Genomic DNA, 7,599 nt, shown 5'->3' with positions numbered 1-7,599 from the left:
GAGCGGCTTATGATTTTCAATACGTGAAAGGTTATCGTCCCGTTATCAACGATCCGGAAGTCACGGCAAAGCTGCGTGAAGTACTGGTTGAGGCATTTGGCGAAGATGCCATTCAAGACGGCGTTCCAACCATGGGTGGGGAAGATTTTTCCGGATTCCAGCAAAAGGCGCCCGGCACATTCTTTTTTATCGGGGCCGGAAATGCGGGCAAAGGCATCGTTTATCCCCACCATCACGCCCGCTTTACTGTGGATGAGGATGTATTGCCTTACGGGGTGAAAGCGTTCGTCGCCGCCAGCCTGACGTTAACTGCCTGAAAAGGATCAGCCGCTTCCTTCAGGTTGGCCTTTTACACTAAAAAAAGTGAGGTTTTCAAATGAAATTTGTCCTTGCATCACTCCCATTTCTTGCTTTAGTCATTGGCATGTTTTTTGCCAACCGTACCGATCCGATGATTCTCGGAATGCCTTTTATCATGTTCTGGACCGTGTTGTGGGTTGTTTTATCGACGGTTGTGATGTTCATTATCTATAAAACCGATCCGAAAAACCAAAGGGGGGATGCCGAATGAACAGCGCACTCCTTGTTATCCTCGTATTTTTGCTAGTGTCACTCTATCTTGGCATCCGGGCCCGTCGGGGCAAGCAAATGAACCTTGAACAGTGGGCAACCGGCGGCAGAAGTTTTGGAACACTGTTTGTATTCTTGCTAAGTGCCGGTGAAATTTACACGACTTTCACTTTTCTCGGCGGCAGCGGATGGGCTTACGGCAAAGGAGGGCCAACGCTTTATATACTCTGGTACGGCTCATTGGCCTATGTTCTTTCCTATTGGCTGCTTCCGGCCATTTGGCGTTATGCAAAAGAACATAAGCTGTTGTCCCAATCCGATTTTTTCGCGAAAAAATACAATAGCCCCGCACTCGGTGTCCTTGTTTCGATTATCGGCATCATTGCCATGATCCCGTACCTTGTTTTGCAGTTAAAAGGGCTCGGCAGTATCGTCAGCATTGCTTCTTACGGCTCAATTTCTTCCGGCGTTGCCATTTGGATCGGCGTGATTGCGGTAACCATTTATACGACGATTTCAGGCGTACACGGAACAGCCTGGACATCCGTCATGAAAGATGCATTGGTTTTGGCCGTCGTCGTTTTTCTCGGCATTTATCTCCCCGTTCATTATTTTGGCGGCTTTTCAGATATGTTTCATGCCATTGACCAGGCAAAACCCGGCTTTCTTGCGCTCCCGCACCAAGGGATGAGTGTATATTGGTTCATTTCGACCGTTTTGCTGACGGCACTTGGTTTTTACACGTGGCCGCATTCTTTTGCCGCCTCCTTTACAGCGAAAAATGAAAAAACGTTCCGCCGCAATGCGGTGATTTTTCCGCTGTATCAGTTGATCCTGTTGTTCGTATTCTTTGCCGGTTTTGCGGCGATTCTGGCTGTGAAGCAGGCACTTGAAGGAGCAGCAACCGATAATGCGCTGCTCGTTCTTTCTATTGAAAGCTTTCCGCACTGGTTTGTCGGCGTCCTCGGCGCTGCCGGTCTGTTATGTGCGCTGGTACCGGGGTCGCTGCTGTTGATGAGCGCATCCACGATGATTTCGAAAAACTTGTTTAAAGTATTTAAGCCGGACGCCAATGAAACACAAGTGGCCAATGTTGCCAAATACTTGGTTCCGGTCGTATCTTTAATTGCCCTCTACTTCACATTTAACGGTGGGCAAACCATTGTTGCCCTGCTGTTGATGGGGTACAGCATGGTTACGCAATTTTTCCCGGCGATCGTATTTAGCTTTATGAAAAATAACCCGATTTCAAAAGCAGGAGCATTTGCCGGAATTGTTGCGGGCGAACTTGTCGTTTCCTATGTGACGATCACGAATCAGACGGTTGCGACGCTGTTGCCGTTTATGCCGCAAGCAGTCAAAGACTTAAATACCGGGATCATCGCCATGGTTTTGAACCTGATTGTAACCTTTGCCGTGAGTGCTTTTACAAGAGACAGACAAAAAAGCGTTGAAATGGCTGCGTAAACTATTTTCCAAAAAGGAGCCGTGCATGCACGGCTCCTTTTTTAACAAGCTTTCCAGGGATCCAAAAAAATTTTAAAAAAGGTATTGCTTTTTTCAACCGGGCATTATATAATAAATTTGTCGCTGATGAGGCGAACAAAAACAAAACAATGCGGATGTGGCGGAATCGGCAGACGCGCTAGATTCAGGTTCTAGTGGTGGAAACACCGTATGGGTTCAAGTCCCTTCATCCGCATCACAAAAAGCAAGGGTTTCAGTTTATGGCTGGGATCCTTGCTTTTTTATTTTGATATTAAATTTCCTGCTGCATTGTTCCGGAGACCAAGAAATATAAAAAAATACATCGAATTGTTTTCTGCCGGCCATCCATGATTTAAACTGGCGATCCAATTTTTATTTTCTTCCGTTTGCTTAAGCTTAAACACATCATTCCCGTTTTATTGATTTTGCTAAAAGCCGGTTCCCTTTTTGATAAGGGAACCGGCTTTGTGTCAGGCCATTCTCCGGCAAGCTTCCGCACAGCGCAAGCATGCTTCGGCGCATTTTTGACAATGGTCATGGCTGTATTTCCTGCATTCCTCCCCACATGCTTCGCAAATTTCCGCACACAAATTGCAAATTTGCATCACAAACGGGCTGTTGCTTTGCATCGCTTGCAATGCCAAAGCACAAATATTTGCGCATTCTCTGTCCATGCGGATACAGCCAGCCATCATTTTCACATTGTCTTCCTTTAAACAGGCACTGTAACACTGATTACAGGCTTCCATACACTCCTGGCAGGCTTTGATGCATTCTTCATAGGACGTGCCCATTTTTATCCACCTCCAAATTGTCTTCCCCTATTTTTTGCCCGTTCTGTTGAACATCCAAACTGCAACATTTCTGCACATTTTCTTATTTATGTATGATTATTTTCGCTTAATTAAAGACCGATAAAGCAGATTTCTTTTAAAATATATAGGATTCTACTCCAAATCGAAAACGATCAATCTGTATCATCCAATTTCACAGTCGTTTTCCTGTCCCGAAAAAGAAGCCCGAGAACCGGCATAAGCCGAGCTCGGGCTTTTTAAAAAAGCGTCCAATTTAATAAAGTCCTGCTTTTTTAAAATACTTATCTTTTTCGCGATTATACCGTTTCGTATCCTGGTTGAATTGGCGAATCGTTTCTTCCATTTTCCCATTGTATTCATTTATTTTTTTAATTTGTTCGTCTAACTCATCCGGGCTGAACTTCTCCAGATTTTCATAAAAGGTGCCTTGTAACGCCAATTGTTTTTTATAATCATCAAAAAAAGTGTTCATATATTTTTTACGTTCATCCATGATGGTGAGCAGCTTCCGTGCTTGTTTCTGCTGCCCGCTATCTTTAATTTGCTCCACGTTCTCTTTTATAGATGCCGATTGTTCATATGCCTTTTGAAAATTCTTTTTGGATTCCCGCAGCTCTTTCTGCTGCTTTTCGGTATAGTTGTCCGCCTTTTTTAATTTCTGCTTCACTTCCGGGCGGTTTTCGTCATTCAGTTCAAGCTGGTTTAGATCAGCATAAACGGATGCCACTTTTTCTTTGTATTCGTCCAGCTTCTCCTGGTTCGCAACAAAATCTTTTTCATACGAGGCGGATTTCTTTAATTTTTCGTATATGCTGTCCGCTTGTTTTTTGTCTGAATGGCAGCCGGCAAGAAGCAAAAGAAGCCCCGGCAACATCATTCCCAATACAATAAATCTTTTCACCCTCATCTTCTCCCCGTTTCAACTGGATGGTGGATTGGGTGACAGCGGCCTTCACACGGAAACGTTACCGGGGGCGTTTCATTGGTCAACACTTTTGTTTTATAGCCCTGCTTTTTGATAAACTTTAGCAACTTCGGCAAATATTTAACGGTTTCCGGTTTGTCATGCAAAAGGATGACCGGCGTTTCCCCCGCTTGTTTTTTTTGCCGGATTTGCTGAATCGTATACTGGACATAGCGTCCATTTTTTAATTCCCAGTCACTGCTGTCCACGTTCCAATCCCAAATGTGGAAACCACTTTTATCCAGTAAATCGCGCATTTCATCTGTTAAATACGGAATACTTCCATACGGGAGGCGTACCATATAAGATTTTACACCCGCCACGTTTTCCAATATTCTTTGATCCTCAGCCATTTCGTTTAATGGCGCGGACGTACTGCTGTAAATTGTTCTTGCTTTATGTGTGATCCCGTGCAGTGCAAGCCCGTTTCCATCTTTTAGCATGCGTTTTACGACTGCCGGATGCTCTTTCATCCTCGGCCCGAGCATGAAAAAGGTAGCTTTCATCTGATAAGTTTCCAACAGATCCAATAACTGGTTGGCCGCACTCGACGGGCCGTCATCAAATGTTAAGTAAATGGCATTTTCTTTCAGATCTTTCTCGTTTTGCTTCGCAACTTCTTTTTGTCTCTCCGCTTCTTTTTTCTGCCGCTGTTGCCCGATCATCGATTTGTATAAAGGAGAACCCGCAAACGCTGTCATCGGCGCAGGCGAAAAAGATAAAGTGCGCAGTGAGACAGCATGTGCATCTTTTCCTTTGTCTTTCGCTGACATCTTTTCCCCTTTGCCAACGAGTCCGGCCAAAACAACAACAATCAACGTAAATAAGAGCGCCAACACAACTTTTCCCTTGAAATTTAATTTCCTGCCGCGCATATCTCTCTCCCCTGCTCAAAGGCTCACCGTATTTTTCATTCGCTGCCATCTTCCGACATCATCCGCAAAAACTACCAAACATATATGATTCAGTATACATGAATATCCACAATTTTACCATACTCTACAAAATCTTAATTGTTTGATCATTTTATTCTACATCTTGCTGCATACAAATTTCGACAGATTCAAACACGCATGGTCATATCACTGCTCTTGCTTATCGCCTGCTGCGGCCGTTTTTTTGTTTTTATTCCCTTAGAATTTTTGAAAAAACGTTCCACTCTAAGCACCTTCCCTTATTCCTGAACCCTCCCGCCTTTCCCCCTGCCTGTTTGTAAAAGGCAGCGCAACCCGCTCATGGCGAATGATAAAGCTGAAGGTGATGAAATGAAGGCCATTTTAAAAGCATGATTTTTATGGCCTTTCAGTTTCAGGATTGCCCGGCGTTAGCTGCATTATTTTCAATGGACCGCTTCATCCAACATAAAGAAATGCCGATGAAAGAAGCAATGCTAGCTTCGATGGAAAATACGGGAGTCGACATCATGCCGGCGGCGGTGATTCCCGGTGATATTCCTTTTTCCTGGAAATAACATACCTCTAAGTTTTTTCCAAGCCGCCAAACCTTCTTATTTTCCAGTTGAAAAAGGAATGGCTGCCGTCTCGAAACCAGACCAGAAAAAATTTCTTTAAAAAAAATAAAAAAAGGCTTTGACAAACGAAATTTATTGTCGTAGAATAATATTTGTCAGCAAGAGCTAAGGAGTTGGCAAGCAAAAATAAAATAACCGGGAAGTAGCTCAGCTTGGTAGAGCACTACGTTCGGGACGTAGGGGTCGCAGGTTCAAATCCTGTCTTCCCGACTCTAAAAACCTTTATGTATCGCGGATGCATCAAGGTTTTTTTCGTTTTCAGCCGGGTGATTTTTGGTGTGAGTTGCCGTTGTTAGCGCATTCCCGTCACCAGTTCGTTAACAAGCCAGGATTAAAAAAAGAGAGCCATTATGATTAGAATTTCAATGGTGATGAAAAAACCATTTTTTCACCCATTATAGTACATCATTCCTTCATGCTCTATGCGTGTTAACTGCTCTTGCTGCTTGTCCGGATGGAATGTCCCCTGTCTCTGTCCTTCCATACATCCCTAAACGTATATTTCTTTTTCATTAAGATGTTTGTCCATTCCTATCCAGCTATTCCTTCATTTAATGTAGAGAGTTCATGATGAGGAGGTGTGTAAATTGCATTGCAGACCAATGGTTGCTGCACCAAGATATGTAGTTCGTAATCGTGTTGTCCCGCGTTTCCAGCCAATCATCCATCCACTTGTGGAAGTGAACCGTACAAATGTCGTTACAGTTCCGAGGCATATTATGAAGCCGATCAGGAAAAATGAAGTGGTTTATCACAATTGTCCTTTTCCACGCCGGCATTTTTGGTAGTGCCAGAAACAATAACCACTTCGCCTTTTCTTCATCCCTTTCACGTTTGTCCTTTACGCCTTTCTTTGAAACAGCATATTTTAAAATGCAAGATATCTTAAGGAAAGGAGGTGAAAGTCAATGACAGATGGCGGTTACAGCATGGGCTCATCTTTTGCCCTGATTGTCGTTCTCTTCATCCTGCTTATTATTGTAGGAGCGTTTTATATGGGTGGCTCCGGATATTAAGCAGAATCAACAAACGAGAGAGAAAAAGTTCCGTCTCCACCCAATAACCTCCATTCTGAAGCGTATCATTACGCTTCTTTTTTTATTCACTTTGTCATTGAACAGAGAGGTCCATGTCATGATAAAAGCAACCACAAAAGGATGAAAAGCAGTTGGCGCAATTTTTCGGAGCAGAGTCGATTGGAGCAAGGATGGAATGGTCTGCGTATTTTGAGTGAATACAAGTTCCGTCTATAGAAAAAAGGGGAAGCCTTAGATTGGTTTAAAAACTTCCGATTAACACACCCTATGTTTTGGAGGTGATAAAAATGGAAGAAGAAAAAAGTTACAAATCCAATACTTACTCGTACAATAATCAGCTCGAAGGAAATGTTCAGTCGCAAAATACCGGCAGCGAAGAGGAAGAAGGGCTGGCTGATACAATCCAAAATGTAATTAACAAAGTTACCGGACTCGGGGAAACCGAGTAAAGCGAGAAGGCTGCCGCAAAAAACCGTTGAGACGATTCTCAACGGTTTTTTGAACGCTTCTTGCAAAAAAATCGGCCCGGTCCGCAAAGTTCCTTTACTCAGAACGGCCCAACATTAAGATTGGCGCGATTTTGGCACGCTTCTTTTACACAGGAATATGTTAAGACAGACGCGCATTTCAGCGTCCTTTTTTTAGTTAGAGCGGCCCTTCTTTACTTAGAATGCCCCTACGTTAAGATAGACACACTTTTGGGCGGCCTTCCTTTACATAGAGCGGCCCTATGTTAAGATAGACGCAGATTTTGCCGGCCTTCCTTTACGTAGAACGCCTCTATGTTAAGATAGGCACGCTTTTGGCCGGTCTTCCTTTACATAGAACGCCCCTACGTTAAGATAGGCACACTTTTGGGCGGCCTTCCTTTACTTAGAGCACCTCTATGTTAAGATAGACTCGCTTTCGGCCGGTCTTCCTTTACTTAGAACGCCCCTATGTTAAGTTAGACGCAAAATTTGAAGGCCTTCCTTTACATAGAGCGCCTCTACGTTAAGTTAGACACATTTTTTGCCGGGCTTCCTTTACTTAGAGCGCCTCTATGTTAAGATAGGCACGTTCTTTGCCGGGCTTCCTTTACTTAGAGCGCCTCTACGTTAAGTTAGACTCGCTTTTTGCCGGTCTTCCTTTACATAGAACGCCCCTACGTTAAGATAGGCACATCTTCTGACCGTCGTGCTTTTCTTAGAGTCT

9 protein-coding genes and 2 tRNA genes are annotated in these 7,599 nt (G+C 43.8%); 8 read left to right on the top strand and 3 right to left on the bottom strand.

Features of this window, described 5'->3' with window-relative positions; genetic code table 11:
• From P9687_RS13890 to P9687_RS13875, 4 genes are all read left to right on the top strand, one after another.
• The coding region (locus P9687_RS13890) for a M20/M25/M40 family metallo-hydrolase (protein ID WP_328228908.1) at window positions 1–317 on the top strand (317 nt) is incomplete at its 5' end.
• A gap of 59 nt (window positions 318–376) precedes the next feature.
• On the top strand, window positions 377–571 hold the full coding sequence (locus P9687_RS13885; RefSeq protein ID WP_179234533.1) for a DUF3311 domain-containing protein: 195 nt from the start codon (window positions 377–379) through the stop codon (window positions 569–571).
• Window positions 568–2,037 (top strand): sodium:solute symporter family protein, encoded by a 1,470-nt coding sequence (locus P9687_RS13880; protein ID WP_328228907.1) that lies wholly within the window; start codon window positions 568–570, stop codon window positions 2,035–2,037. The genes P9687_RS13885 and P9687_RS13880 overlap by 4 nt, the downstream gene beginning before the upstream one ends.
• 151 nt (window positions 2,038–2,188) lie before the next feature.
• A tRNA-Leu gene (locus P9687_RS13875) sits at window positions 2,189–2,272 on the top strand.
• A 256-nt stretch (window positions 2,273–2,528) separates the two neighbouring features.
• Here the strand turns inward: P9687_RS13875 and P9687_RS13870 are convergent.
• The 3 genes from P9687_RS13870 to P9687_RS13860 form a co-directional block, all read right to left on the bottom strand.
• Window positions 2,529–2,852 (bottom strand): four-helix bundle copper-binding protein, encoded by a 324-nt coding sequence (locus tag P9687_RS13870; protein WP_179234535.1) that lies wholly within the window; start codon window positions 2,850–2,852, stop codon window positions 2,529–2,531.
• A gap of 274 nt (window positions 2,853–3,126) precedes the next feature.
• A complete protein-coding gene (locus P9687_RS13865; RefSeq protein ID WP_328228663.1) occupies window positions 3,127–3,780 on the bottom strand; it encodes a YkyA family protein in 654 nt (217 codons plus the stop codon).
• The gene (locus P9687_RS13860) at window positions 3,777–4,712 is read right to left on the bottom strand and encodes a polysaccharide deacetylase family protein (RefSeq protein ID WP_026685174.1); all 936 of its coding nucleotides are present in this window, start codon (window positions 4,710–4,712) and stop codon (window positions 3,777–3,779) included. The genes P9687_RS13865 and P9687_RS13860 overlap by 4 nt, the downstream gene beginning before the upstream one ends.
• Window positions 4,713–5,131: 419 nt before the next feature.
• Here P9687_RS13860 and P9687_RS13855 point away from each other — a divergent pair, with 419 nt between their 5' ends.
• The 4 genes from P9687_RS13855 (at window position 5,132) to P9687_RS13840 (ending at window position 6,854) form a co-directional block, all read left to right on the top strand.
• Window positions 5,132–5,308, top strand: a complete 177-nt coding sequence (locus P9687_RS13855) for a hypothetical protein (RefSeq protein ID WP_230951780.1) — start codon at window positions 5,132–5,134, stop codon at window positions 5,306–5,308.
• A 196-nt stretch (window positions 5,309–5,504) separates the two neighbouring features.
• Window positions 5,505–5,578: transfer RNA gene (locus tag P9687_RS13850), tRNA-Pro, on the top strand.
• A gap of 698 nt (window positions 5,579–6,276) precedes the next feature.
• Window positions 6,277–6,384, top strand: a complete 108-nt coding sequence (locus P9687_RS13845; protein WP_014097611.1) for a YjcZ family sporulation protein — start codon at window positions 6,277–6,279, stop codon at window positions 6,382–6,384.
• 308 nt (window positions 6,385–6,692) lie between these two features.
• Window positions 6,693–6,854, top strand: a complete 162-nt coding sequence (locus P9687_RS13840) for a hypothetical protein (RefSeq protein ID WP_014097610.1) — start codon at window positions 6,693–6,695, stop codon at window positions 6,852–6,854.
• Window positions 6,855–7,599: the final 745 nt, after the last annotated feature.

The sequence above is a fragment of the Weizmannia sp. CD-2023 genome, assembly GCF_036225245.1.
GTDB lineage: Bacteria > Bacillota > Bacilli > Bacillales > Bacillaceae_C > Weizmannia > Weizmannia faecalis.
This window is presented reverse-complemented; position numbering and strand designations above follow the sequence as displayed.

Excerpts from the sequence above, each read along its gene's own strand:
- P9687_RS13885 (WP_179234533.1), top strand. The coding sequence starts at position 377 with ATGAAATTTGTCCTTGCATCACTCCCATTTCTTGCTTTAGTCATTGGC.
- P9687_RS13840 (WP_014097610.1), top strand. The coding sequence starts at position 6,693 with ATGGAAGAAGAAAAAAGTTACAAATCCAATACTTACTCGTACAATAAT.
- P9687_RS13845 (WP_014097611.1), top strand. The coding sequence starts at position 6,277 with ATGACAGATGGCGGTTACAGCATGGGCTCATCTTTTGCCCTGATTGTC.
- P9687_RS13865 (WP_328228663.1), bottom strand. The coding sequence starts at position 3,780 with ATGAGGGTGAAAAGATTTATTGTATTGGGAATGATGTTGCCGGGGCTT.
- P9687_RS13870 (WP_179234535.1), bottom strand. The coding sequence starts at position 2,852 with ATGGGCACGTCCTATGAAGAATGCATCAAAGCCTGCCAGGAGTGTATG.
- P9687_RS13880 (WP_328228907.1), top strand. The coding sequence starts at position 568 with ATGAACAGCGCACTCCTTGTTATCCTCGTATTTTTGCTAGTGTCACTC.
- P9687_RS13860 (WP_026685174.1), bottom strand. The coding sequence starts at position 4,712 with ATGCGCGGCAGGAAATTAAATTTCAAGGGAAAAGTTGTGTTGGCGCTC.
- P9687_RS13855 (WP_230951780.1), top strand. The coding sequence starts at position 5,132 with ATGGCCTTTCAGTTTCAGGATTGCCCGGCGTTAGCTGCATTATTTTCA.